At 60.2% G+C, this 24,028-nt stretch carries 21 protein-coding genes and 3 pseudogenes; 16 read left to right on the top strand and 8 right to left on the bottom strand.

The window, feature by feature from the left end; genetic code table 11:
* Positions 1–9 precede the first annotated feature (9 nt).
* Both AB1462_RS25060 and AB1462_RS25055 read right to left on the bottom strand, forming a co-directional pair.
* The gene (locus AB1462_RS25060) at positions 10–1,116 is read right to left on the bottom strand and encodes a DUF262 domain-containing protein (RefSeq protein ID WP_367248142.1); all 1,107 of its coding nucleotides are present in this window, start codon (positions 1,114–1,116) and stop codon (positions 10–12) included.
* A 157-nt stretch (positions 1,117–1,273) separates the two neighbouring features.
* Positions 1,274–2,221, bottom strand: coding sequence for a LysR family transcriptional regulator (locus AB1462_RS25055; RefSeq protein ID WP_367248141.1), 948 nt, complete (start codon positions 2,219–2,221; stop codon positions 1,274–1,276).
* Between the two features lie 131 nt (positions 2,222–2,352).
* Here AB1462_RS25055 and AB1462_RS25050 point away from each other — a divergent pair, with 131 nt between their 5' ends.
* A complete protein-coding gene (locus tag AB1462_RS25050) occupies positions 2,353–3,870 on the top strand; it encodes a CoA-acylating methylmalonate-semialdehyde dehydrogenase (RefSeq protein WP_367248139.1) in 1,518 nt (505 codons plus the stop codon).
* 14 nt (positions 3,871–3,884) lie between these two features.
* A complete protein-coding gene (mmsB, locus tag AB1462_RS25045) occupies positions 3,885–4,772 on the top strand; it encodes a 3-hydroxyisobutyrate dehydrogenase (RefSeq protein WP_367248137.1) in 888 nt (295 codons plus the stop codon).
* A 184-nt stretch (positions 4,773–4,956) separates the two neighbouring features.
* On the opposite strand, the gene AB1462_RS25040 is transcribed toward mmsB, so the two are convergent.
* Positions 4,957–5,301: a cupin domain-containing protein gene (locus tag AB1462_RS25040; protein WP_003230905.1), complete on the bottom strand. Its 345-nt coding sequence runs from the start codon at positions 5,299–5,301 to the stop codon at positions 4,957–4,959.
* 286 nt (positions 5,302–5,587) lie between these two features.
* On the opposite strand from AB1462_RS25040, the gene kynB reads away from it, so the two are divergent.
* Entirely contained in the window at positions 5,588–6,238 is a 651-nt protein-coding gene (gene kynB / locus AB1462_RS25035; RefSeq protein WP_259194552.1) for an arylformamidase, read from the top strand.
* Positions 6,235–7,092, top strand: coding sequence for a tryptophan 2,3-dioxygenase (kynA, locus tag AB1462_RS25030; protein ID WP_090400760.1), 858 nt, complete (start codon positions 6,235–6,237; stop codon positions 7,090–7,092). Before kynB ends, kynA begins: the two co-directional genes overlap by 4 nt.
* 45 nt (positions 7,093–7,137) lie before the next feature.
* On the opposite strand, the gene AB1462_RS25025 is transcribed toward kynA, so the two are convergent.
* Positions 7,138–8,541, bottom strand: a complete 1,404-nt coding sequence (locus AB1462_RS25025) for an amino acid permease (RefSeq protein ID WP_090400759.1) — start codon at positions 8,539–8,541, stop codon at positions 7,138–7,140.
* Positions 8,542–8,613: 72 nt separating this feature from the next.
* Positions 8,614–8,730, bottom strand: a pseudogene (antC, locus tag AB1462_RS25020) (anthranilate 1,2-dioxygenase electron transfer component AntC); the annotation flags it as partial.
* On the opposite strand from antC, the pseudogene AB1462_RS25015 reads away from it, so the two are divergent.
* Positions 8,725–8,997 (top strand): annotated as a pseudogene (locus tag AB1462_RS25015) (catechol 1,2-dioxygenase); the annotation flags it as partial. The pseudogenes antC and AB1462_RS25015 sit on opposite strands and share 6 nt — an antisense overlap.
* Positions 8,998–9,012: 15 nt before the next feature.
* On the opposite strand, the gene AB1462_RS25010 reads toward AB1462_RS25015, so the two are convergent.
* Entirely contained in the window at positions 9,013–9,486 is a 474-nt protein-coding gene (locus tag AB1462_RS25010) for an Lrp/AsnC family transcriptional regulator (protein ID WP_003176072.1), read from the bottom strand.
* Positions 9,487–9,629: 143 nt separating this feature from the next.
* Here AB1462_RS25010 and kynU point away from each other — a divergent pair, with 143 nt between their 5' ends.
* On the top strand, positions 9,630–10,880 hold the full coding sequence (gene kynU / locus AB1462_RS25005; protein ID WP_367248135.1) for a kynureninase: 1,251 nt from the start codon (positions 9,630–9,632) through the stop codon (positions 10,878–10,880).
* Positions 10,881–11,007: 127 nt separating this feature from the next.
* Positions 11,008–11,169, top strand: a pseudogene (locus AB1462_RS25000) (amino acid permease); the annotation flags it as partial.
* Here the strand turns inward: AB1462_RS25000 and AB1462_RS24995 are convergent.
* Positions 11,115–12,011 (bottom strand): LysR substrate-binding domain-containing protein, encoded by an 897-nt coding sequence (locus tag AB1462_RS24995; protein WP_367248152.1) that lies wholly within the window; start codon positions 12,009–12,011, stop codon positions 11,115–11,117. The pseudogene AB1462_RS25000 and the gene AB1462_RS24995 sit on opposite strands and share 55 nt — an antisense overlap.
* A 110-nt stretch (positions 12,012–12,121) precedes the next feature.
* Between AB1462_RS24995 and AB1462_RS24990 the strand changes: the two genes are divergently transcribed.
* The 5 genes from AB1462_RS24990 to AB1462_RS24970 all read left to right on the top strand — a co-directional run bounded on the left by AB1462_RS24990 (position 12,122) and on the right by AB1462_RS24970 (position 17,119).
* On the top strand, positions 12,122–12,886 hold the full coding sequence (locus AB1462_RS24990; RefSeq protein ID WP_367248133.1) for a sulfite exporter TauE/SafE family protein: 765 nt from the start codon (positions 12,122–12,124) through the stop codon (positions 12,884–12,886).
* 118 nt (positions 12,887–13,004) lie between these two features.
* Positions 13,005–13,595 (top strand): NAD(P)H-dependent oxidoreductase, encoded by a 591-nt coding sequence (locus AB1462_RS24985; protein WP_090400754.1) that lies wholly within the window; start codon positions 13,005–13,007, stop codon positions 13,593–13,595.
* 30 nt (positions 13,596–13,625) lie between these two features.
* Positions 13,626–14,522, top strand: a complete 897-nt coding sequence (locus AB1462_RS24980) for a LysR substrate-binding domain-containing protein (RefSeq protein ID WP_367248131.1) — start codon at positions 13,626–13,628, stop codon at positions 14,520–14,522.
* A gap of 103 nt (positions 14,523–14,625) precedes the next feature.
* Positions 14,626–15,519, top strand: coding sequence for an NAD-dependent epimerase/dehydratase family protein (locus tag AB1462_RS24975; RefSeq protein ID WP_367248129.1), 894 nt, complete (start codon positions 14,626–14,628; stop codon positions 15,517–15,519).
* A 154-nt stretch (positions 15,520–15,673) separates the two neighbouring features.
* Positions 15,674–17,119 (top strand): SulP family inorganic anion transporter, encoded by a 1,446-nt coding sequence (locus AB1462_RS24970; protein WP_090400751.1) that lies wholly within the window; start codon positions 15,674–15,676, stop codon positions 17,117–17,119.
* A gap of 4 nt (positions 17,120–17,123) precedes the next feature.
* On the opposite strand, the gene AB1462_RS24965 is transcribed toward AB1462_RS24970, so the two are convergent.
* Complete coding sequence (locus AB1462_RS24965; protein ID WP_259194545.1) at positions 17,124–17,501, bottom strand: lysozyme inhibitor LprI family protein; 378 nt, start codon at positions 17,499–17,501, stop codon at positions 17,124–17,126.
* Positions 17,502–17,748: 247 nt separating this feature from the next.
* Between AB1462_RS24965 and AB1462_RS24960 the strand changes: the two genes are divergently transcribed.
* The 4 genes from AB1462_RS24960 to AB1462_RS24945 all read left to right on the top strand — a co-directional run bounded on the left by AB1462_RS24960 (position 17,749) and on the right by AB1462_RS24945 (position 24,008).
* Positions 17,749–19,098: a gluconate:H+ symporter gene (locus AB1462_RS24960; RefSeq protein WP_244176224.1), complete on the top strand. Its 1,350-nt coding sequence runs from the start codon at positions 17,749–17,751 to the stop codon at positions 19,096–19,098.
* Between the two features lie 12 nt (positions 19,099–19,110).
* Positions 19,111–19,971: a MurR/RpiR family transcriptional regulator gene (locus AB1462_RS24955; protein WP_090400748.1), complete on the top strand. Its 861-nt coding sequence runs from the start codon at positions 19,111–19,113 to the stop codon at positions 19,969–19,971.
* A gap of 1 nt (position 19,972) precedes the next feature.
* Complete coding sequence (locus AB1462_RS24950; RefSeq protein ID WP_367248127.1) at positions 19,973–21,445, top strand: amidohydrolase family protein; 1,473 nt, start codon at positions 19,973–19,975, stop codon at positions 21,443–21,445.
* A gap of 118 nt (positions 21,446–21,563) precedes the next feature.
* Positions 21,564–24,008, top strand: a complete 2,445-nt coding sequence (locus AB1462_RS24945; protein ID WP_367248125.1) for a DUF6543 domain-containing protein — start codon at positions 21,564–21,566, stop codon at positions 24,006–24,008.
* Positions 24,009–24,028 lie beyond the last annotated feature (20 nt).

Here is a 24,028-nt window from a genome sequence, read left to right as displayed (position 1 = left end):
GATAGTGGCTCACGGTTTCAGCAGGTCAGCTGCGATCGGCAGTAGTCGTGACAAGCGTGTGGTACCTCTGATACCAGCGCCAGAGTATTTGTTGAAAATTGGGTTATCCCAGAGGTTTTTCGCTGCCTGCTGGATAAAGTCATTTCTTTGTTGTTGTGGTAATAATTCTAGTTCGCCCACGTTGTGGGAGACGCCGGTCGACATTACCTCGAATACTGACATTAGGAACATGCCCCCAAAGTCGCGCCCATTCCAGCGCTTGAACGCGGAAGTGCCGAGCGCTTCGGACAAAAATTTAAATGTTTTGTTGAATATTGCGGTTTCGCCATTCATGTCAAAGGCTTTATCTGTAGCCATTTTCATCAAAGCATCATCAAGATACTCGTGAACATCCATGCCACCTTTATAAGGCACATATCTGAAGGCGAAGAAGCGGAGCGCCAACTCCACTCCTGCTTGTGAGTCCAGTGCCGTTTTCGTTTGACCAGTAGTCTCAACGAATTCTTGATTATTTGAATTTTCCATAAGCCAGTTATAGAAGTCTCTATTTAGCGAGACTGCAATGCTATTTCTGACCTCTTGCTCCGTCAAGCTGGCGCCGCCAGTATTCAAACGTTGAAAAAGTTCAAATTTCGCAGAAACGTCACTATCGGACTTTAGAATTTCGACTCTTACCCTCGCGCGTTTGATCTCAATCTGCAACGGCTGACTTAGACCGTCGTCAGCACCAATCGCTGATTCCTTCCATTGCTTCCCATTAAGGCTTGGCAGGAAGCGAGTGCCGTTAAGAACCAGTGTACCTAACTCCCCTGCGCGCTCCCCCTTAAGATCGCCTGTGAGCTGGAGAACCGTCGAGAGGCGTTGTAGTCCATCGATTAGCTCCCACACCCCATTCTCATCTTGGTATACGAAAATGGGTGGGATCGGGATCCCAAGGATGAGGGATTCGATGAACCGGGTTTTACGTTCGTCGTCCCAACGAAAAAGTCGCTGAAAAACAGGATCAATCACTAACTCTTCATCTTTATAGAGATTGATGATTTCGCCGAGAGACATCTCGTAGCCGTCGGTGATCACTTTTTTTCGAGCAGTTTGAATTTCGTCTGACAAAGCCATAATTTCTCCCGATGTCGGCGTATTGGCCGTTTAAAACTTTTAATGAATGAGCCGCACCATGATGCGTTGTGTTGCAGCTGATGGTCGAGGGCTTATACATTCAAGATTACTATTTGCCGAATGTCCATGTGATTGAATTCCGTGTGTTTGAGTACGGTTAATCCGCGAACGTGATCTCCCGCGTCTCCCCCATCAACAACCCCCGATTCTGCTCCGTCACCTCGCGGATGTAATCCCACAACAACGTAATCCGCTTCAACTTCCTCAGATCCTCCCGGCAATACATCCAAAACTGGCGAGTAATTGAAATCTGCTCCCCCAACACCGGCAGCAACCGTGGATCCTGAGCCGCCAGAAAGCACGGCAATATCGCCATCGACCGCCCTTGCTGCGCGGCCACGTACTGCGCAATCACGCTGGTACTGCGCAAACTCGCGCTGGCGCCGGGCACTACGTTGGCCAGGTACAGCAACTCCGAACTGAACGCCAAATCATCCACATAGCTGATAAACGGATGCTCGGCCAAATCGGCCGGGCGTTGGATGGGCGGGTGTTGGTCGAGGTATTCCTGGGTCGCGTACAGCTGCAGTTTGTAGTCACACAGTTTGCAGCACACGTAGGGCCCGTGTTCCGGGCGTTCCAGGGCGATGACGATGTCGGCTTCGCGCTTGGACAGGCTGATGAAGTGGGGCAGCGGCAGGATGTCGACCGATATGGCCGGGTAGGTGTCGACGAAGTGGCTCAATTGCGGGGTGACGAAGAAGCTGCCGAAGCCTTCGGTGCAGCCCATGCGCACATGGCCGGACAGCGCCACGCCGGAGCCGGATACCTGCTCGCAGGCCATGTGCAGGGTGCTTTCGATGGACTCGGCATACCCCAGCAAACGCTGGCCTTCGGGGGTGAGGACGAAGCCGTTGGTCCGGGATTTTTCGAACAGCAGGGTACCGAGCGACACTTCCAATGAGCTGATGCGCCGCGACACGGTGGTGTAGTCCACCGCCAGGCGCTTGGCAGCGACGCTGGCCTTGCGGGTGCGGGCCACTTCGAGGAAAAACTTCAGGTCATCCCAGTTCAGGGAGCCCAGTGATGTGATGTTTTTTTGCATATTGGACCGGCTTTTATGTGCGTTCTTATTAGAGATTTGCACATCTATACTCCAAAAACAGTCCGAACGCCTCATTTCCCAAGGCGGTTTACGCGCCTTGTCTCTGTATAAATATAAAAGTTGGAGACCACATGAACGCATCTGCCGATATTTCCGTGCAACAGGTCAAGTTGCTGATCAAGGGTGAGTGGGTCGAGTCCAAGACCACCCATTGGCAAGACATCGTCAACCCGGCCACCCAGCAAGTGCTGGCCAAAGTCCCGTTCGCCACCGCCGATGAAGTCAATGCCGCCATCGACGCCGCTCATCAAGCCTTCCAAACTTGGAAGCTGACGCCGATCGGCGCCCGCATGCGCATCATGCTCAAGCTGCAAGCCTTGATCCGCGAACACTCCAAACGCATCGCCGCGGTCCTCAGCGCTGAGCAGGGCAAGACCATTGCCGATGCCGAGGGCGATATTTTCCGTGGCCTGGAAGTGGTGGAGCACGCCTGTTCCATCGGCACCCTGCAAATGGGCGAGTTCGCCGAGAACGTCGCCGGTGGTGTCGACACCTACACCCTGCGCCAACCCATCGGCGTATGTGCCGGCATTACTCCGTTCAACTTCCCGGCGATGATTCCGCTGTGGATGTTCCCGATGGCCATCGCCTGCGGTAACACCTTCGTCCTCAAACCGTCCGAACAGGATCCGCTGTCGACCATGCTGCTGGTGGAGCTGGCGCTGGAGGCTGGCGTGCCGGCGGGTGTGCTCAACGTGGTGCATGGCGGCAAGGATGTGGTGGATGCGCTGTGCACTCACAAAGACATCAAAGCCGTGTCCTTTGTCGGCTCGACCGCTGTCGGCACTCACGTCTACGACCTCGCGGGCAAACACGGCAAGCGCGTGCAGTCGATGATGGGCGCCAAGAACCACGCCGTGGTGCTGCCGGATGCCAACCGTGAACACACCCTCAATGCCCTGGTCGGCGCCGGTTTCGGCGCGGCGGGCCAGCGCTGCATGGCCACCTCGGTGGTGGTGCTGGTGGGCGCGGCCAAGCAATGGCTACCGGACCTGAAAGCGCTGGCGCAAAAGCTCAAGGTCAACGCCGGTAGCGAAGCGGGCACGGATGTCGGCCCGGTGATCTCCAAGCGCGCCAAGGCCCGCATCCTGGAGCTGATCGAAAGCGGCGTGAAAGAAGGCGCCAAGCTCGAGCTGGACGGCCGCGATATCAAGGTGCCGGGTTTCGAACAAGGCAACTTCGTCGGCCCGACCCTGTTCTCGGGCGTGACTACCGATATGCAGATCTACACCCAGGAAGTCTTCGGCCCGGTGCTGGTGGTGCTGGAAGTCGACACCCTCGACCAGGCCATTGCGCTGGTCAACGCCAACCCCTTCGGCAATGGCACCGGCCTGTTCACCCAGAGCGGTGCGGCGGCGCGTAAATTCCAGAGCGAAATCGATGTGGGCCAGGTCGGCATCAACATCCCGATCCCGGTGCCGGTGCCGTTCTTCAGCTTCACCGGTTCCCGTGGCTCCAAGCTCGGCGACCTCGGCCCGTACGGCAAGCAAGTGGTGCAGTTCTACACCCAGACCAAAACCGTCACCAGCCGCTGGTTCGATGACGACACGGTCAACGATGGCGTCAACACCACCATCAACCTGCGCTGATTCGGGAGACGACCATGAAGATTGCATTTATCGGCTTGGGCAACATGGGCGCGCCCATGGCCCGCAACCTGATCAAGGCCGGCCATGCGCTGAACCTGTTCGACCTGAACCAGGCGGTACTCAAGGAACTCGCCGAACTGGGCGGCAGCATCAGCGACTCGCCGCGTGACGCCGCCCAAGGCGCCGAGCTGGTGATTACCATGCTGCCCGCCGCCGCCCATGTGCGCAGTGTCTGGCTGAATGAGGACGGTGTTTTAGCCGGGATCGGCAACGGTGTACCTGCGGTGGATTGCAGCACCATCGACCCGCAAACCGCGCGCGATGTCGCCGCTGCTGCCGCCAAGCACGGCGTGGTGATGGCCGATGCACCGGTCTCCGGCGGCACGGGCGGCGCCCAGGCGGGCACCCTGACCTTTATGGTCGGCGCCACCCCGGAACTGTTCGCCACCCTGCAACCGGTGCTGGCGCAGATGGGCCGCAACATCGTGCATTGCGGCGATGTGGGCACCGGCCAAATCGCTAAGATCTGCAACAACCTGCTGTTGGGCATCAGCATGGTCGGCGTCAGTGAAGCCATGGCCTTGGGCGACGCGTTGGGCATCGACACCCAGGTGCTGGCCGGGATCATCAACAGCTCCACCGGGCGCTGCTGGAGTTCCGACACCTACAACCCATGGCCGGGCGTGATCGAAACCGCGCCGTCCTCCCGAGGTTATACCGGCGGGTTCGGCGCCGATTTGATGCTCAAGGACCTGGGCCTGGCCACCGAAGCCGCTCGCCAGGCCAAGCAACCGGTGATCCTCGGCGCCGTGGCCCAGCAGTTGTACCAATCGATGAGTCAGCGTGGGGAAGGGGGCAAGGACTTCTCGGCGATTATCAACAGCTACCGCAAACCCGAATAATCTTGTAAGGGGACCTACTGTGGCGAGCGGGCTTGCCCCGCGTTGGGCTGCGAAGCAGCCCTAAAGGAAAACGCCGCGATCTTCCTGGAAGATCGCAGCGTCGGGTTCAGGGCTGCTGCGCAGCCCAACGCGGGGCAAGCCCGCTCGCCACAACAACGTCAAAGTTGCCCGCTTTGGAAGTGGCTCAAGCAAACACAAAATACTTACGCACCGTCTCGACCACTTCCCACGTCCCCTTCATCCCCGGCTCCACCACGAAAATATCCCCAGCGCGCAGATGGATCGGTTCCATCCCCTCAGGCGTGATCACGCAGTAGCCTTCCTGGAAATGGCAGTATTCCCACTTCACGTATTCCACGTACCACTTACCCGGGGTGCAGATCCAGGTACCCATGATTTTGCTGCCGTCTTCGCTGGTGTAGGCGTTGAGGTTGACGGTGTGCGGGTCGCCTTCGAGCTTTTCCCATTTGCAGGCATCCAGGACCGGCAGGGGGTGAGTGTCGCGCAGTACGGTGATGGGCTTGGACATGATGACTCCGAGGCAGGGAATGGAAAGATGCACCCTAAGGCCTTGGGCGTTGCGCCAGTGGTCTGAACTCGACATCGGGATGCCCAGAAGCGCAGGTGAATGCGACTCCTCAGGCCATGTGCAGTCAATGTGGCAGCTCCACTGTGGCCTGGCGACACTTCTGAGCGTAAATCCAGCATTTCCTCGCAGTAAGTGCGAAAGATTTCCCACTTGGCGCAGGAATTCGCAAGAAAATTCGCAGCTGGCCCTCGTATCATTCATCCCAGTAACCGCCGAGAGCCTTTAAATGAACCCAATAAAAACGTGGTGGGACATCAGCCCGCCCTTGAGCACGGCGACCCCGACCTGGCCGGGCGATACGCCGTTCCAGGAAGAGCGTGTGTGGCAGTTCGGCCCGGAGTGCCCGGTTAATGTCGGGCGCATTACCTTGTCGCCGCACACCGGCGCCCATGTGGATGCGCCGCTGCATTACAGCGCGGACGGTGCGCCGATTGGCGAGGTGTCGCTGGATGTCTACATGGGCCCGTGCCGGGTACTGCATTGCCTGGACAGCGGCGCGCTGGTACAGCCGCATCAATTGGAAGGGCGTGTGGATAACCTGCCGGAGCGCGTGCTGTTGCGTACTTATCCACAAGCACCGCTGACCGAATGGGATTCGAACTTCACCGCCATCGCCCCACAAACCATTGAGCTGCTGGCCAGCCTCGGTGTGCGCCTGATTGGTATCGACACGCCCTCGCTGGACCCGCAACAGTCCAAGACCATGGATGCCCACAACACCGTGGCGCGGTATGGCATGGCGATTCTCGAAGGCATCGTGCTCGATGACGTACCGGAGGGCGACTACGAACTGATCGCCCTGCCGCTGCGTTTCGCCAACCTGGACGCGAGCCCCGTCCGTGCCATTCTCCGACCGCCCAAGGAGCCCACGCGATGAGCCAATGTCCTTTCTCTGCCGACTACCAGCCACCGGAAGAATGGCATAACGCCGAACTGAATTTTTCCGAGTCCATGAGCTATGGCGACTACCTGGACCTGGGCAAAGTGCTCAGTGCCCAGCACCCGCTGTCGCCGGACCACAACGAAATGCTCTTCATCATCCAGCACCAGACCTCCGAGCTGTGGATGAAACTGATGCTCCACGAACTCAAGGCCGCCCGCGAACACGTGCGCCTGGGCGAGTTGCCGCCGGCGTTCAAGATGCTGGCGCGGGTGTCGCGGATCTTCGATCAACTGGTGCACGCCTGGGCTGTGCTGGCGACCATGACGCCATCGGAATACAAGGCGATTCGCCCGTTCCTTGGGCAGTCGTCCGGGTTCCAGTCGTTCCAGTACCGCGAGATCGAATTTATCCTCGGCAACAAGAGCCCGGCGTTGCTGCGGCCCCATGCCCATCGGCCTGAGTTGTTGCAAGAGTTGCAGGTAGCGATTGCCACACCGTCGCTGTATGACGAGGCGATCAACCTGATGATCAAGGCCGGCCTGGCGATTGATCCGAAACGTGCCGAACGCGACCCGACGGCGGCGACGGTTCACGATGAGTCGGTGGAGGCGGCGTGGCGCGAGGTGTATCGCGACCCGAGCCGGTATTGGGACTTGTATCAGTTGGCCGAGAAGTTTATCGACCTGGAAGATTCTTTCCGCCAATGGCGCTTCCGGCATGTGACCACGGTGGAGCGGATTATCGGCTTCCAGCCCGGCACCGGCGGCACCGAGGGCGTGGGTTACCTGCGCAAGATGCTCGACACGGTGCTGTTCCCCGAGCTGTGGCGAGTGCGTTCCACGCTGTAAACGCAATCAAATGTGGGAGGGGGCAAGCCCTCTCCCACATGGATATTACTGCGCAGCGGCTACCGCTTTCGTCTTACTCACTCGCAACCGGTAGGCCACATAGATAATCCCCACCCAAACCGGCATCGCATACACCGACTCGCGAATACCCGGGATCGCCAGCATCACGCTGATGATCATCAGCATGAACGCCAGGCACAGGTAGTTGCTGAACGGGAACCAGAAGGTCTTGAACGACGGCGTCACGCCTTGCTCGCCCATGGCTTTGCGGAACTTGATATGGGTGATGCTGATCAGCGCCCAGTTGATCATCAGCGAGGCAACCACCAGCGCAAACAGTAACTCCAGCGCACTCTTCGGCGCCACGTAGTTGACCACCACGCACAGCATCGTCACCAACGCCGAGATCGCCAGGGCCCGCAGCGGCACGCCTTGCTTGTTGAGCTTCATCAGCGCTTTTGGCGCATCACCTTGCTCGGCCAGGCCGAACAGCATGCGGCTGTTGCAGTACACGCCGCTGTTGTACACCGACAGCGCCGCGGTCAGCACCACGAAGTTGAGGATATGGGCGGCGGTGTCGTTGCCGATCAGCGAGAAGATCTGCACAAACGGGCTGCCGCTGTAGGCATCGCCCGACGCGCCGAGGGTTTGCAGCAGTTGGTCCCATGGGTACAGCGACAGCAGCACGGCCAATGCACCGACGTAGAAAATCAGGATCCGGTACACCACCTGGTTGATCGCCTTGGGGATCACCTTGCGTGGCTCACTGGCCTCGGCGGCGGTGATACCCACCAGCTCCAGGCCGCCGAACGAGAACATGATGAAGGCCATGGACATCAACAGCCCCATGCCGCCATTCGGGAAGAACCCGCCGTGGCTCCACAGGTTACTGATGGAGGCTTGCGGGCCGCCGGTGCCGCTGAACAGCAGGTAGCAACCGAGCACGATCATGCCGACAATCGCCACCACCTTGATGATCGCAAACCAGAACTCGGCCTCACCGAAGAACTTAACGTTCAGGGTGTTGATCAGGTTCACCGCGACAAAGAACACCAGTGCGCTGACCCAGGTCGGGATCTCCGGCCACCAGAACTGGATGTACTTGCCCACCGCGGTCAGCTCGGCCATGCCCACCAGCACGTAGAGTACCCAGTAGTTCCAGCCGGCCAGGAAGCCCGCGTAACCGCCCCAGTATTTGTGCGCGAAATGGCTGAACGAGCCGGCCACCGGTTCTTCGACGATCATCTCGCCGAGTTGGCGCATGATCAGGAACGCGATGAAACCAGCGATCGCGTAGCCCAGGATCATCGACGGCCCTGCCGACTTGAGTACCCCGGCCGAACCGAGGAACAGCCCCGTGCCAATCGCCCCTCCCAAGGCGATCAACTGAATATGCCGGTTCTTCAGGCCACGCTTGAGGCCTACCGGGTTAACCATGTCATCCGCCATTAACGTTCCCTTCTACTTGTTTTTCTCGGGGTTGATTGCACGCCGCATCCGCCCCTCAGAAGTGCTGAGGAGTCAGATATTACTCTGCGTAAACTTTTCGTAATACAGCTGAACGCCATCAAGTGCCTGATCCGCCAGCCATTGTTGGATGGATTCGACCCTCGGCGGGGGGCCGCACACGTACATATCCACTTCTTCATCTCGGCACCGGGGGATCGGCACCTGACCACGCAGATCAACCTGCCGGATGACCCGTACCTGCATGATGATTTTGCCTACGCGACGCGGGACGAATTGATCGCCGAGATTCGCTTCAGCGACGATCAGCAAATGGCGCGGGAGTTTGGCGTGGAAGGGCGGTTTGCGCAGATTGATTTTGACGTTGAGTTGCAGGTGACTGACGCGCCGGTAGAGCAAAAACGCATGCAGCGGGTCCACGCCCTCTCCCACATTTGACGGATGGTGCTGCTCCTATTTGCGAACGACCAGATCAAGCACCTCATCCCGATCCTTGATCTTCTGCAACACAATCTCCGAACGGATATCCATCACCCCCGCCGTGCGGTTCAGGTGGTTCACGATGAAGTCGGAAAAGTGCTTGAGGTTGCGCGCCTGCACGCGCAGCACATAGTTGCTGGCGCCGGTGATCACGTACGCGCTGGCCACTTCCGGCCAGCCTTGCACCTTCTTGATAAACGTCTCATGCCAATCCTCCACATCCTGGCGCAATGACAGGTGGACGATAGCCTCCAGCTCAATCCCCAGTTGCTCTGCATTCAATACCGCGCGGTAGCCGCTGATGATCCCTTCGCTCTCCAGCAGACGTAAACGGCGCAGGCAGGCAGAGGGCGACAACGCGACTTTTTCCGCCAGTTCCTGGTTGCTGATACGGCCATCCTGTTGCAGGAAATGCAGCAGGCGCAGGTCGGTGGCGTCAAGGATCATGATTAGAATAAATCCGTGTGTTCAGGGGTTAAATTCGAATTTCCTACAGCTTAATTAGCCTGTTACCCACCACTTTGCACGAAAATTCTCCAAATCTTCGTTCATTATTTGGTCCGTCTTCACGATAAAAACCAGGATCGCCCATGACCTCCCGAAGCCGCTGCCAAACCCTCGACGCCAGAGACCCGCTGGCGCCCCTGCGCCATCAGTTCGCATTGCCTGCGGGCGTGATCTATCTCGACGGCAACTCCCTCGGCGCGCGTCCGGTGGCATCGCTGGCAAGGGCACAACAGGTGATTGCCGAGGAATGGGGCAATGGCTTGATCCGCAGTTGGAACAGCGCCGGTTGGGCTGACTTGTCCCAGCGCTTGGGCAACCGCCTGGCACCGCTGATCGGTGCGCGCGCCGGTGAGGTGGTGATCACCGATACCACCTCGATCAACCTGTTCAAGGTGCTCAGCGCCGCCTTGAGCGTGCAGCGCCAACGCGCGCCTGCGCGCAAGGTGATCGTCAGCGAAGCGAGCAACTTCCCCACCGATTTGTACATCGCCCAGGGCCTCGCCGAGTTGCTGCAGCAGGGCTATTCCCTGCGTCTGGTCAACAGCCCGGATGAGCTGCCCGAGGCCATCGACGGGGATGTGGCGGTCGTGATGCTTACCCACGTCAACTACAAGACCGGCTACATGTACGACATGCCGGCGCTCACCGCCTTAAGCCATGAATGCGGCGCGCTGAGCATCTGGGACCTGGCGCATTCGGCAGGCGCGGTGCCGATCGACCTGCACGGGGCCGGTACTGACTATGCGATTGGCTGCACCTACAAATACCTCAACGGCGGCCCAGGCTCCCAGGCGTTCGTGTGGGTCAGCCCAGCGTTGGTGGACCTGGTGCACCAACCGCTGTCGGGCTGGTTCGGGCATACCCGGCAGTTCGCCATGGAATCCAGCTACGCGCCGAGCGCCGGCATCGCCCGCTACCTGTGCGGTACCCAGCCGATCACTTCGCTGGCGATGGTGGAATGCGGGCTGGAGATTTTTGAACAGACCGACATGGCCAGCCTGCGCAGCAAATCCCTGGCATTGACCGACCTGTTTATCGAGCTGGTCGAAAGCCGCTGCGCCGCCCATGACCTCGTGTTGATTACTCCGCGTGAACACGCCCGGCGTGGCAGTCATGTGAGCTTCGAACACCCTGAAGGCTATGCGGTGATCCAAGCCTTGATCGCCCGCGGCGTGATCGGTGATTACCGCGAGCCGCGCATCATGCGCTTTGGGTTTACGCCGCTGTACACCAGCTTCAGCGAGGTGTGGGACGCCGTGGAAATCCTCGGTGAGATTCTCGATAACAACACTTGGGACCAACCCCAATTCAAGGTCCGCCATAGCGTTACCTGAATAAACGCCGGAGAAAATGTGGGAGGGGATCTGTGACAACAGTTAGACAGGGCAACCCCAATAATAAAGGGGCACACCACGTGACCATGCCAGACAACGGCTTTGCCGAGATCACCCCCCGCGAACTGGGCTGGTGCTGATGGGGGCGGTGATGATCACCACGTACTTCACCGAGGCGTTCAAGATGACCCGGGTGTTTGGCGTGCCGTTCCTGCTGATCCTGTCGGCGGTGTATTACGGGTTTTTCCGCGAGGGCAGGGCCAAGGCGTCGAACAAGGCCCTGGCGTAACCCGGCAGTTGTTCGAACGAGCGCGCGCATAACAGCAGCGTTCGGCGAGCCCACTCTTCCTGCAACGGTTGGGCAGTGAAGGGGTGTGGCGCTGGCCAGCGCGCCAACGCCGCCTGGGGCACGATGCCCAGGCCGGCGCCGCGGGCGACCATGCGAATCAGCCCGTCAAAACCCTCGGCGCGGATGCGCGTCTGCACACGAAAGCCTGCATGCAGTGCCTGTTCTTCCAGGTACACCGAGAGTGCGCTGGCGGCGCCCAGGCCCACGTAATCGTATTGCAGACTGTCGACAAAGCTCACCTTGCCGTTTGCCAGGGGATGGTCGCGCGGCATGATCAGCACCAGTGGGTCGTCGCGAAACGGCAAGGTCTGCAAGCCGTGGGTGTCCACCGCGTCGGAGATGATCCCCAGCTCCGCCGTGCCCTGGCGCAAGGCCTGGGTAATGCGCAGGCTGGGCAATTCCTGCAGGTCGATATCGAGGTTGGGGTGTTCGCGCAGAAAGTCCGCAAGCAGTTCCGGCAGGTATTCGCTGAGCGCGGTGGTGTTGCACAGCAGGCGCACCTGGCCTTTGACGCCGTTGGCGTATTCCGCGAGGTCCTGTTGCAGGTGCTCGGCCTGTTGCAACAGCAGCCGGGCGTGACGGGCCAAGGCCTTTCCCGCCGGTGTGGGGGTGACGCCGCGACGCCCACGGTCGAGAAAATCGATGCCCAATGAGGCCTCCATCGCCCGGATGCGTGCACTGGCGGCGGCCAGGGATAAATGACTGCGGGCCGCGCCGGCGGTGATATTGCCGGTGTCGAGGGTGTGCAGGTAGAGGCGCAGGTCGATCAGGTCAAAGTGCATGGCGGATTGCTCGGGGGACTGGACTGGCGACATCAGCCTCACGCAAAACAAGAGGCTGCCTCAGTATATGGCGAATTTCCGAGCGCATCGAAAAGTCGCACACTTTGCCCATGAATACCTTCCTCGCGTTCTACCAAAACCTCGGCCCCGCTCTTACTTTGCTGGTGATCGGCACCTTCCTGCTGGCCGGTACCGTCAAGGGCGTCATCGGCCTGGGCCTGCCTACCGTGGCCATGGGCATGCTCGGCCTGGCTATGTTGCCGGCGCAGGCTGCGGCGTTGCTGATCATTCCGTCGACGGTTACCAACCTGTGGCAATTGGCATTCGGCGGGCACCTGGGGGCTTTGCTCAAGCGCCTGTGGCCGATGTTGCTGCTGATTTTCCTCGGCACCGGATTGGGCACGTTGTGGCTGGGGATGGGCGGCGGGCAATGGGTGGTGCGCGCGCTGGGGGCGGCGTTGCTGGCGTATGCACTGAGCGGACTGTTCCTGCCCACGTTCGAGGTCAACGCCAAAACCGAGCGCTGGCTGGGCCCGTTGTGTGGGTTGATCACCGGCATCATCACCTCGGCCACCGGTGTGTTTGTGATTCCGGCCGTGCCGTACCTGCAGGCGCTGGGTTTGAATCGCGATCAACTGGTGCAGGCGTTGGGGCTGTCGTTCACGGTATCGACCCTGGCGCTGGCCGCCGGCTTAGCCTGGCGCGGTGCGTTGGGCGGCGGTGAAATCAATGCATCGTTGCTGGCGCTGGTGCCGGCGCTGCTGGGCATGTGGCTGGGCCAGGTGGTGCGCCGACGCATCAGTGCAGTGTTGTTCAAGCGGGTATTTTTTATCGGTATGGCACTGCTGGGCGGGCATCTGCTGATCGCTGGTTAACAATTCCCGATGTATTCGTGCTTTTGGGTCAAAGGTATTTTGCCCGGTGGCCGCTTATTCCGAAGGGCCGAGGTCGATAGTCTGCGTCCAGACATTTTCAACCTTCTGGATGCCTCCCATGAAAAAAGTACTCCTGCTCAACGGCGGCAAAAAGTTCGCCCACTCCGATGGCCGCTACAACACCACCCTGCATGACACCGCCTTGGCGGTATTGGACCGAGGCGGTATCGATGTCAAAGTCACCCATATCGACGAAGGCTACGACGTGGCCGAAGAGGTCGCCAAATTCCTCTGGGCCGACGTGATCATCTACCAGATGCCCGGCTGGTGGATGGGCGCGCCATGGATCGTCAAGAAGTACATCGACGAAGTCTTCACCGAAGGCCACGGCAGCCTGTACGCCAGCGATGGCCGCACCCGTTCCGACGCCTCGCAGAAATACGGCAGCGGCGGCCTGGTCCAGGGCAAGCAATACATGCTGTCGCTGACCTGGAATGCGCCGCAGCAAGCCTTCGACGACCCGACTGACTTCTTCGAAGCCAAGGGCGTGGACGCGGTGTACTTTCCGTTCCACAAAGCCAATGAGTTCCTCGGCATGACCGGCCTGCCGACCTTCCTGTGCGTGGACGTGATGAAGCGCCCGGCCATCGAAGCCGACGTGGCGCGCTACGAGCAGCATCTGGCGCAGGTGTTCAACCTCTCGGTGTAAGCTGCTGTGAACCGATAACGAGGACCGCCTGTGAAAGCCCGATCCGATGAGCTGCAGATCTTCGTCAGCGTGATTGAGTGCGGCTCGATTTCCGCGGCGGCGGAGCAGGTCGGGCAGACGCCGTCGGCGGTCAGCCGCACGCTGTCGCGCCTGGAAGCCAAGCTTGAGACCACGCTGATCAACCGCACCACGCGGCGCATGGACCTGACCGAGGAGGGCAAGTACTTCTTCGAGCAGGCCAAGCTGATCCTGGCGCAGATGGACGAGCTGGAAGAGCGCCTGTCGTCACGCCAGAAAAACCCCACCGGGCGCCTGCGCATCAATGCCGCCGTGCCCTTCATGCTGCATGGGATCGTGCCCTACATCGCCGAATTCCGGCGTTTGTATCCAGAGATCCAGCTGGAGTTGAACAGCGATGACCTGATCATCGACCTGCTGGAACAGAGCACCGATATTGCGATTCGCATCGGTGCCCTGGCCGACTCCACCCTGCATGCGCGATCCCTGGGTTGTACGCCGCTGCATATCCTCGCCAGCCCCGACTACCTCAAGCAGTACGGCACGCCGACGACGGTCGCCGAGTTGGCCGATCACACCTTGCTGGGCTTTACCCAGACCGAAACCCTCAACCACTGGCCGTTGCGCCATGTGGAGGGTGACCGCTGGCTGATCCAGCCCAGCGTGGCCGCGTCCAGTGGTGAAACCCTGCGCCAGTTGGCGTTGGAAGGGCAGGGCATTTGCTGTCTGTCGAACTTCATGACCTCCGAAGACATCAATGCCGGACGCCTGGTGCCGGTGCTGGAGGCGTTCAACAGTGGGTATCGCCAACCGATCCACGCGGTGTTCTACCGCAACTCGCAATTGGCGCTGCGCATCCAGTGCTTCCTGGACTTTATCCAGGCCAAGCTGGCGCGGTATGCCTGCTGATTCGTGACCGTCGCGCAAGAGTGAATTGGGCGGTGCGGGCTTATTCGTCAGGGATGAGTCCGTAACAATGGACCCATCACTTACCCCGTCAGGAGCACTCTCCATGCACGTATTCATTACCGGCGCAGCCGGCTTTATCGGCGGTTCCATCGCCACTGGCCTGGTCAAGGCCGGTCACAGCGTTACCGGCCTGGTACGCAACGCCGAGCAAGCCGCTGAAATGACCGCCCAGGGCATCAACCCGGTGATCGGCACCCTCGACGATGCTGCTGTGTTGACCGAGCAAGCGCAGAAAACCGATGCAGTGATCAATGCCGCGAGCAGCGACCATCGTGCCGCGGTGGAAACCCTGCTGGCCGCGCTGAAAGGCTCGAACAAGCCATTCCTGCACACCAGCGGTTCGAGCATCGTCGGCGATGCGTCGGGCGGTAAGGCCAGTGATGTCATCTACTTCGAAGACAGCCTGCCGGAACCGACCGTCGACAAGGCCGCGCGCGTGGCCATCGACCAGCTGATTCTGGCGGCGGCAAAAGACGGCGTGAACTCAGCGGTGATCTGCAACACCCTGATCTACGGCCACAGCCTGGGCGTGAAGCGCGACAGCGTGCAACTGCCGCGCTTGCTCAAGCAGGCACGCAAGAGCGGTGTGGTGCGCCATGTCGGTACCGGGCAGAACATCTGGTCCAACGTGCACATTGAAGACGTGGTGGCGCTGTACCTGCTGGCACTGACCAGGAACGTGCCGGGGACGTTCTACTTTGTGGAAAGCGGCGAGGCCTCGTTTATCGACATGACCACGGCTATCGCCCACGCCCTGGACCTGGGCCAGCCACAGGATTGGTCACTGGCCGAGGCTGAAGCCGAGTGGGGCTATGAAATGGCCAACTATGGCCTGGGCTCCAACAGCCGCGTGCGCGGCAAGCATGCCCGCGAGTTGCTGGGCTGGGCGCCGAAGCGCACGTCGGTGGTGGAGTGGATTCGCGACGAGATGGTCTAAGTTTTCTGTCTTTTACGTGTGGCAAGCCCCAATGCCGGTCAGTCAAGGAGCAACACTGTCCCTGTGGCGAGCGGGCTGGCCTTAAAAATCTGGCCCCACCGGGCTCAATTCCGTACCATTCCCCGCCTTATCCCCCGCAATGCCCTGGTACCTCATGAACCTCACTCGTCTGCGCGCCGATGCCCTGGCCGGCCTCACCACGTCCTTTGCGCTGCTGCCCGAATGCATCGCCTTTGCCCTGGTGGCTCACCTCAACCCGCTGATGGGGCTCTACGGCGCCTTTATCATTTGCACCCTGACCGCCTTGTTCGGCGGCCGGCCCGGCATGGTGTCCGGGGCGGCAGGCTCGATGGCGGTGGTGATCGTCGCGCTGGTGGTGCAGCACGGCGTGGAATACCTGCTGGCCACGGTGCTGCTGGGCGGGCTGATCATGGTCGCGTTCGGCCTGTTACGCCTGGGCAAGCTGGTGCGCATGGTGCCGCACCCGGTGATGCTGGGGTTCGTCAACGGCCTGGCGATCATCATTGCCCTGGCCCAGTTGGAGCATTTCAAGAACGGTGAAAGCTGGCTCAGCGGTATGCCGTTGTACGTGATGACGGGCCTGGTGCTGGTGACCATGGCCATCGTCTACCTGCTGCCACGCATCACCCGCGCGGTGCCGCCGGCCCTGGTGGCGATCCTTGGCGTGGGCCTGGCCGTGTACCTGCTCGGCCTGCCGACCCGTACCCTCGGTGACATGGCCCACATCGCCGGCGGCCTGCCGACCTTTGCGCTGCCGCAGATCCCCTGGACCCTGGAAACCCTCGGCATCATCGCCCCTTATGCGTTCCTGATGGCCATGGTCGGCCTGCTGGAAACCCTGCTGACCCTGAACCTCACCGACGAAATCACCGAGACCCGTGGCTACCCCGACCGCGAAAGCGTGGCCTTGGGCGCGGCGAATATGCTCTCGGGCCTGTTCGGCGGCATGGGCGGTTGCGCAATGATCGGGCAAACCGTGATCAACCTCAGCTCCGGCGGGCGCGGGCGTTTCTCCGGGGTGTTCGCCGGGGTGATGATCCTGCTGTTTATTTTGTTTCTGTCACCGCTGATCGAGCGGATTCCGCTGGCGGCGCTGGTGGGGGTGATGTTTGTGGTGTCCCAGCAGACCTTCGCCTGGGCGTCGCTGCGAGTGATCAACAAGGTGCCGCTCAATGATGTGCTGGTGATTATCGCGGTGACGGTGATCACGGTGTTCACCGACCTGGCCACCGCCGTACTGTGCGGCATCGTGATCGCGGCGCTGAACTTTGCCTGGCAACAGGCCCGTGAACTGTATGCCGATGAGCATCTGGAGGCGGACGGCAGCAAGCTTTATCGCCTGCATGGCACGTTGTTCTTTGCCTCGACTACGCCTTTCCTGAACCAGTTCGACCCAGCCAACGACCCGGCCCACGTGACCCTGGATTGCCGTCACCTGAGCTTTGTCGACTACTCGGCGATTGCCGCGCTGATGACCCTGCGCGAGCGCTACAGCAAAGCCGGCAAGCATCTGCGCGTGCTGCATTTGTCTGAGCGCTGCAAGAAGTTGCTCAAGCGGGCACGGGTGCATCACGACTGATTTTTCATGGCCCGACCAGGTCTTCCAATTCCTGGGCGCGGGTCTGGGTCATGTCCAACACGCAGCCGGTGCCGTTGACCTGGTCGATGGTGCCACCGGTGGCGGAGCCGGCGAAGGCGCAATTGGCATCACGGTATTTGATCCACAGGCGCTGCAGGTCCTGCAGTTGCTGTTTACGTGTGCCTTCCTGGGCGGCGAGGGCGGTCTTGTAGGCCCGGTTCAGGCGCGCGTCCTGCACCTTGGTTTCCTTGACGTTGCAACCGACCATGTCGGCGGTAGTGTTGGCGCCGTCCATGCATTTTTTCAGCGCCGCGTTGTCGGCGGCAGCAGTACCGCACACGGTGAGAAGCAGGGCGCCGGCGGCGAGTGTGGTGCGAATCATGCTCGATTTTCCTGGCATCAGTGGATGTGCATTCTATGACTCAAGCGTGTTCGTTGAGTTTCCAGCCTTCTCTGATCTTCATGTAAGAACACCCCCCGAATTTTCATGCGCGGCCCTTGGGCATACCCCAACGCGACAGCGCTTATCCGTGGGCGAAAGTTACTTTCATAACGTTTGAAAATACGCCTCGGTAATGATTTATGAGTTTCACAACCAACTCGACGTGACCCTTTCCGAGGAGTACCGCATGGCCGCATCACCGGGCTTCGGGCTGTTGGCATACGCTGCCATCGCCATCATTGCGTTGATCGTGCTGATCGCACGTTACCGGCTCAACCCGTTTATCGTCATTACCCTGGTGTCCATCGGCCTGGCGCTGATGGCCGGGATGCCGGCAGACACCATCATGGGTTCCTACGAGGCGGGCGTCGGCAAAACCCTGGGGCATATCGCCCTGGTCGTGGCGCTGGGCACGATGCTCGGCAAGATGATGGCCGAGTCCGGTGGCGCCGAGCAGGTGGCGCGCACGCTGATCAACCGTTTCGGCGAACGTAATGCCCATTGGGCCATGGTGTGCATCGCGTTCCTGGTGGGGCTGCCGCTGTTTTTCGAAGTGGGCTTTGTGCTGCTGGTGCCAATCGCCTTTACCGTGGCGCGGCGCGTGGGGGTGTCGATCCTGATGGTCGGCCTGCCGATGGTCGCCGGCCTGTCGGTGGTGCATGCGTTGGTGCCGCCACACCCGGCGGCGATGATGGCCGTGCTGGCGTATAACGCGTCGGTGGGGCAGACCGTGCTCTATGCGATCCTCATCGGTATCCCGACGGCGATCATTGCCGGTCCGCTGTACGCCAAATTCATCGTGCCGCACATTCACCTGCCGGCGCAAAACCCGCTGGAACGCCAGTTTATCGAGCGTGAACCTCGCGAGCGTTTGCCGAGCTTTGCACTGACCATGGGCACTATCCTGTTGCCGGTGGTACTGATGATGATCGGTGGCTGGGCCAACGTGATTTCCACCCCGGGCACCGGCTTCAATCAGTTCCTGCTGTTTATCGGCAACTCGGTGATCGCGCTGCTGGTGGCGACCCTGGTGAGTTTCTGGACCCTGGGCCTGGCGCAGGGCTTCAACCGCGAGTCGATCCTCAGGTTCACCAATGAATGCCTGGCGCCGACCGCGAGCATCACCTTGCTGGTGGGCGCGGGTGGCGGTTTGAACCGGATATTGGTGGACGCTGGCGTTACCAACGAAATTCTAGGCCTGGCGCATGCCTTCCACCTGTCGCCGCTGGTGATGGGCTGGTTGTTCGCTGCGTTGATGCGGATTGCGACGGGCTCAGCCACGGTGGCCATGACCACGGCTTCGGGCGTCGTAGCCCCGGTCGCCCTGGGCCTGGGTTATCCACACCCGGAATTGCTGGTGTTGGCCACTGGCGCGGGTTCGGTGATCTTTTCCCACGTTAACGACGGCGGCTTCTGGCTGATCAAGGAATACTTCAATATGACGGTAATCCAGACTTTCAAGACCTGGACCGTGCTGGAGACTTTGATTTCGGTGGTCGCCTTCGGTCTCACTTATGGTCTGTCCTGCATCCTGTAAACCGGAGACCCCATGGACATCCTCTACCAGATCCGCGCCCGCCAGGATTCCTTCAGCGCCGGCGAAGGGCGTATCGCCAGGCTGATGCTGGAGGATGTGGGCTTTGCCGCCTCGGCCAGCCTGGAAGAGCTGTCCCAACGGGCCGAGGTCAGTACCGCGACCTTGTCGCGTTTTGCCCGCAGTGTCGGTTGCCGGGATTTGCGCGACCTGCGCCTGCAACTGGCCCAGGCCAGCGGCGTCGGCAGCCGCTTCCTGGACCCGGCGGGGTTGCCTGAACAGTCGGCGTTTCACCGGCAGATTCTCGGCGATATCGAGGCGACGTTGCGCCAGCACTTGTCGGGTTTCAGCCAGGCGAGTTTTGTCGATGCGGTGAACCTGCTGGGCAAGGCGCGGATGATCCACGCGTTCGGCATGGGCGGGCCGTCGAGCCTGTGCAGCGATGAATTGCAGGTGCGCCTGGTACGCCTGGGCTATCCAATTGCCGCCAGCCACGACCCGGTGATGATGCGCGTCACGGCTGCAACCCTGGGGCCGGAACATGCGCTGATCGTCTGCTCGCTCACCGGCCTCACTCCCGAATTGCTCGATGTGGTCGCCCTGGCCCGCAACTACGACGCGCGCATCGTCGCCATCACCCTGGCCGACTCACCCCTGGCGCAGTTGGCGGATGTGCTTCTGCCACTGCAACCGGCCGAAACCAGCTTTATCTACAAACCCACGGCGGCGCGCTACGGCATGCTGCTGGCCATCGACCTGCTCGCCACCGAGCTGGCGCTGGCCCTGCCCGACGACAACCAGGAGCGCCTGCGCCGGATCAAGCTGGCCCTCGACGATTATCGCGGCGGTCCTGACAGCCTGCCGCTTGGAGATTGATATGACGTACGACACGCTGATTCGCCAGGCGCTGATCATCGATGGCAGCAACACCGAGGGTTATGTCGCCGATGTGGGGCTGCGTGACGGGCGCATCGAGACGATCGGCGACTTGTCGACGGCGGCGGCCGTGCATGAAATCGATGCGACTGGCCGTGTGCTGGCGCCAGGCTTTATCGACGTACACACCCACGACGACACGGTGGTCATCCGCCAGCCACAGATGCTGCCCAAGCTCAGCCAGGGCGTGACCACGGTGATTGTCGGCAACTGTGGCATCAGCGCCTCACCGGTGAGCTTGCGCAGCGATCCGCCGGACCCGATGAACTTGTTAGGCAGCGCTGCGGCGTTTGTTTATCCCCGTTTCAGCGACTATCGCAGCGCCGTTGAAAGCGCTCATCCAGCGGTCAACGTCGCGGCATTGATCGGCCACACGGCGCTGCGCAGTAACCACATGGACGACCTGCATCGCACCGCCACTGCGGCTGAAATCGCCGCCATGCGCGTGCAGTTGCACGAGAGCCTTGAGGCCGGCGCCCTCGGTTTATCCACAGGCCTGGCCTACGCCAGCGCGTTTAATGCCGAGACCGATGAGGTGCTGCAACTGAGTGAAGAGCTGACGGCCTTCGGTGCGGTGTACACCACGCATTTGCGCAGCGAATTCGAACCGGTGCTGGAGGCGATGGACGAGGCTTTTCTGATCGGCCGGCACGCACAGGTACCGGTGATCATTTCCCACCTCAAATGTGCGGGAGCGGGGAACTGGGGGCGTAGTCCGCAGCTGTTGGCAGCGTTGGAATCGGCGGCGAAAACCCACCCGGTGGGGTGTGATTGTTACCCCTACGCGGCCAGTTCTTCGACCCTTGATCTGAAGCAGGTGACCGACGCGTTTCGCATCACGATTACCTGGTCGACGCCGCACCCGGAAGTGGGTGGGCGCGACTTGCAGGACATTGCCGGCGAATGGGACGTCTCCCTGATGGACGCCGCCCGTCGTCTGCAGCCTGCGGGGGCGGTGTACTACGGGATGGATGAGGCGGATGTGCGACGCATCCTCGCGCATCCGCTGTCGATGGTGGGGTCGGATGGCTTGCCTGAGGATCCGTTTCCACACCCACGTTTGTGGGGCGCGTTCCCACGGGTGTTGGGACATTTCAGCCGGGATGTCGGGTTGTTCCCGCTGCATACGGCGGTGCACAAGATGACCGGTTTGTCGGCGGCGCGTTTTGGGTTATCCGAGCGTGGTGAAATTCGTGAAGGGCATTGGGCCGACCTGGTGTTGTTCGACCCGTTGCGGGTGCGTGATGTGGCGGATTTCAAGGCGCCGCAGTGTGCGGCAGAAGGGATTGAGAGCGTGTGGGTCAATGGCGTGCAGAGCTACAGCAATGGGCAGGCGAACACTCAGCGAGCAGGGCGTTTCCTGGCGCGCAGTGGCGATTTGCGGCAGGGTTTCAAGTGGGAGTCGGGCACCTGACGGGGTGCTGCCAAGTCGAATAGCGTTTCAGAATATGGCCAATTAGCGCTTACAAAAAGCGAATTGAGATTGTGTAGTCGCTCTCTAAGATGGGCCCCCCGTTTACTGGAGAGTCCGTATGACCACTCAATCTGCTGGTTCCAGTCATGTTGGCAGTCTTCTCACTCCACTCGCCGGCGTCACTCGTAGCGCAAGCGTTGTTCCAAGCATCAATGCTGTCGCGGCGTTTCCTTTTCCCCGTGACACGATCAAAGGCTGGATCCAGGAAAAAGTCTGGAACTTGACCAATCAATGGATCGACCCCGACAAGGTTTACCTGCATCAATTCTCGCCCGCAGACAGTACCCATGCCGGCAGCGCTGTGACGGGGTGGGAACATCACGGGGCACCCCTGTCATCCATGACGCTCACCGAAGCTGTCGCCAGTGATTTTTTCTCGGCGGAACGCTACGGTACTGCCGGCAAGGCTCAGGCGGTGGCGCATTTCCTGTCTTCGAACACCAGCCCGTTTTCGTTGTTTCACAGCGAAAGCGTTCCGGACTTTTTCGGCCGGCTGGGCCGATTAATTCTTGATCGAACGGGGCCTGGCTACCTCTATTCGAAGATTCATGATGACGTGCCTAGCGCCAAGGAGACATGGCGTGATCTGGATTCAGTCTATGGCCTTTATCTGGACGGCCCGCGCAAGGGGACATATGACGCAGACAACCAACTGCGTATGAAACCCAGTGAACTGCTGAGCCTTGTGCGCGAGGGTGATTTGCAGAAGAAGGTAATCGCCAAGCTGGACGATTTCTGGACACAGCACGGCAGCGAGTGGCGGATGCTGGCGAAAAACCAATTTGTGCTGGAGGCGCGTGCCGCGCGGGCCCTCAACCAAAAGGACCCCGACCAGGGCCTGAGCCTGCAAGCCTATACCCATCTCATGAGGGCGGCGGTACCCAATGTGCCACTTGAGGGGCCGGTATCGAAGACACAATTGCAGGCAGAGGCGACGCCGGATCCGGATACCAAAGTGTTTTGCTTCGACATAAATGGCTATAAATCCAACGATATATTGCGGTTCGTGTCCAAAGACGACACTGAAACCTTGTATGTCCCCGGTGGAAAACCCGCCCTGCTGACGTTCAAGAACCGTGCTGCGGTGGAACAATGGGTGCTTGAACAGAGCAAGGAGCCTGCCAAGGCCACGGCATTGGCGGAGCATTTCGCACTTCGCGATCGCCAACAGGGTGTATTTGGTGCCCTGAGTGTCAATGGTGTGGACGGTACCCTGAAAAAAATCGGTGCCGGCGTCATGGTGGCCAATGCGAGCCATATCAATACCCTGGATTTCCCTATCGGCGCAGACGTGTTTTCCTTCATGGCCAGCCAGACACGCCAGCGCATCAACAACGATGCCGACACCGAAATGAAGTCCAATGCCGAGGTGTACAAAGCTGATGCACTGGGTTTGTTGCAAGCCGGAAACGCAATATTCTCCATCCCCATGGCATTGCTTGGGCCGATCGGTATCGCCGTAGGCGCTACCTCATACGGGGCGCAGGTGGGGATGGAAATTGACCAGGCCGTTGAAGGCGACACCCAGGCTGAGCGCGAAAGCGGCTTGCATGCCGCCGCGATGGACGTAGCGACCATGGCGTTTTTCCATGCGCTGGGCAAGGCCGGCCCCTCCACCGGCGACCCCGCCGCCGAAACGGCCGCGCAGTCGACCGCGGGCGACGCCGCCGGTAAACCCTTTTTCAATTATCGACGGGTGAACGGGAAGATCGGCGTGCTGATGAGTCCGACTCAACCAACTCGATTACCCGAAGCGCCAGAGGGGGCGGTGAACCCTCTATGGGATTCGTCCATGGAAATATACCTGCGGCCGGGAGCCAAGCGTCCGCTGGAACAGCCACGCTACGAGGTCGTGGAGGCGCCACCGCCCACGCCCAAAAGGCCAAGAGTTGACGCGCCGGAAAGTGAGCAGTCGGCAGATGAGGCTTCGCCCTCTTCCGTTGCATCGGATGCCACGTCATCCGGGAATTATGAGCCGTATGACGATGACAGCGTCCTCAAGACCAACCCGTTCAAGGCCAATGTCAACCTGCCTGTCGGTGGGTATTTCAACGGTCGTGGCATGATCGAACGCACCGATGTAGCGAAGTTGTATCGCGTCGAAAAGGCCGACCGCGTAGAGCGTCGAGGCGATCCGCAGAATTATGGTTTTCGGGACTCGAATTTCTTTTCCGGTCCCGAAAAAATGATGGATGGCAATGTCGTGGTGGCCTCCCGCTCCAAGGCGGCGGCAATGCAATTTGGCGACACCGAATTTAATGGCCAATACCACCTTTACGAAATCGAGAGTAAAGGTCTTCCGGTCGTCTCGTTTAATGAAAACATCGAGGCAAACCCGCAGTTTGTGGAAGCTCGTCAGTGTGTGGCGCCAGGTACCATTGAGCGTTTGCGCAACGAGGGACGCCTGGAGGAGTTTGCGGACAATGCCTACAAGTTCGATGAAGTGCATGTGGATAATGATCGACTGTCGAGCGCAATGATCACCCGAATTTCCCACGGTTGATGGTGTTCACTTTGGATACT

It is taken from the genome of Pseudomonas sp. SB113 (assembly GCF_040754745.1).
Classification (GTDB): Bacteria; Pseudomonadota; Gammaproteobacteria; order Pseudomonadales; family Pseudomonadaceae; genus Aquipseudomonas; species Aquipseudomonas grimontii.
The sequence above is the reverse complement of the archived record's forward strand: the minus strand, read 5'-3'. Positions and strand labels throughout refer to the sequence as shown.

Bases quoted from the DNA above. Each gene is read 5' to 3' on its own strand.
- AB1462_RS24945 (WP_367248125.1), top strand. From the start codon at position 21,564: ATGACCACTCAATCTGCTGGTTCCAGTCATGTTGGCAGTCTTCTCACT.
- AB1462_RS24990 (WP_367248133.1), top strand. From the start codon at position 12,122: ATGAATACCTTCCTCGCGTTCTACCAAAACCTCGGCCCCGCTCTTACT.
- AB1462_RS24955 (WP_090400748.1), top strand. From the start codon at position 19,111: ATGGACATCCTCTACCAGATCCGCGCCCGCCAGGATTCCTTCAGCGCC.
- AB1462_RS24960 (WP_244176224.1), top strand. From the start codon at position 17,749: ATGGCCGCATCACCGGGCTTCGGGCTGTTGGCATACGCTGCCATCGCC.
- AB1462_RS24950 (WP_367248127.1), top strand. From the start codon at position 19,973: ATGACGTACGACACGCTGATTCGCCAGGCGCTGATCATCGATGGCAGC.
- AB1462_RS24970 (WP_090400751.1), top strand. From the start codon at position 15,674: ATGAACCTCACTCGTCTGCGCGCCGATGCCCTGGCCGGCCTCACCACG.
- AB1462_RS24975 (WP_367248129.1), top strand. From the start codon at position 14,626: ATGCACGTATTCATTACCGGCGCAGCCGGCTTTATCGGCGGTTCCATC.
- AB1462_RS25010 (WP_003176072.1), bottom strand. From the start codon at position 9,486: ATGATCCTTGACGCCACCGACCTGCGCCTGCTGCATTTCCTGCAACAG.
- mmsB (WP_367248137.1), top strand. From the start codon at position 3,885: ATGAAGATTGCATTTATCGGCTTGGGCAACATGGGCGCGCCCATGGCC.
- AB1462_RS25055 (WP_367248141.1), bottom strand. From the start codon at position 2,221: ATGCAAAAAAACATCACATCACTGGGCTCCCTGAACTGGGATGACCTG.
- AB1462_RS24995 (WP_367248152.1), bottom strand. From the start codon at position 12,011: ATGCACTTTGACCTGATCGACCTGCGCCTCTACCTGCACACCCTCGAC.
- kynB (WP_259194552.1), top strand. From the start codon at position 5,588: ATGAACCCAATAAAAACGTGGTGGGACATCAGCCCGCCCTTGAGCACG.
- AB1462_RS25025 (WP_090400759.1), bottom strand. From the start codon at position 8,541: ATGGCGGATGACATGGTTAACCCGGTAGGCCTCAAGCGTGGCCTGAAG.
- AB1462_RS25050 (WP_367248139.1), top strand. From the start codon at position 2,353: ATGAACGCATCTGCCGATATTTCCGTGCAACAGGTCAAGTTGCTGATC.
- kynA (WP_090400760.1), top strand. From the start codon at position 6,235: ATGAGCCAATGTCCTTTCTCTGCCGACTACCAGCCACCGGAAGAATGG.
- AB1462_RS24985 (WP_090400754.1), top strand. From the start codon at position 13,005: ATGAAAAAAGTACTCCTGCTCAACGGCGGCAAAAAGTTCGCCCACTCC.
- AB1462_RS25040 (WP_003230905.1), bottom strand. From the start codon at position 5,301: ATGTCCAAGCCCATCACCGTACTGCGCGACACTCACCCCCTGCCGGTC.
- kynU (WP_367248135.1), top strand. From the start codon at position 9,630: ATGACCTCCCGAAGCCGCTGCCAAACCCTCGACGCCAGAGACCCGCTG.
- AB1462_RS24965 (WP_259194545.1), bottom strand. From the start codon at position 17,501: ATGATTCGCACCACACTCGCCGCCGGCGCCCTGCTTCTCACCGTGTGC.
- AB1462_RS25060 (WP_367248142.1), bottom strand. From the start codon at position 1,116: ATGGCTTTGTCAGACGAAATTCAAACTGCTCGAAAAAAAGTGATCACC.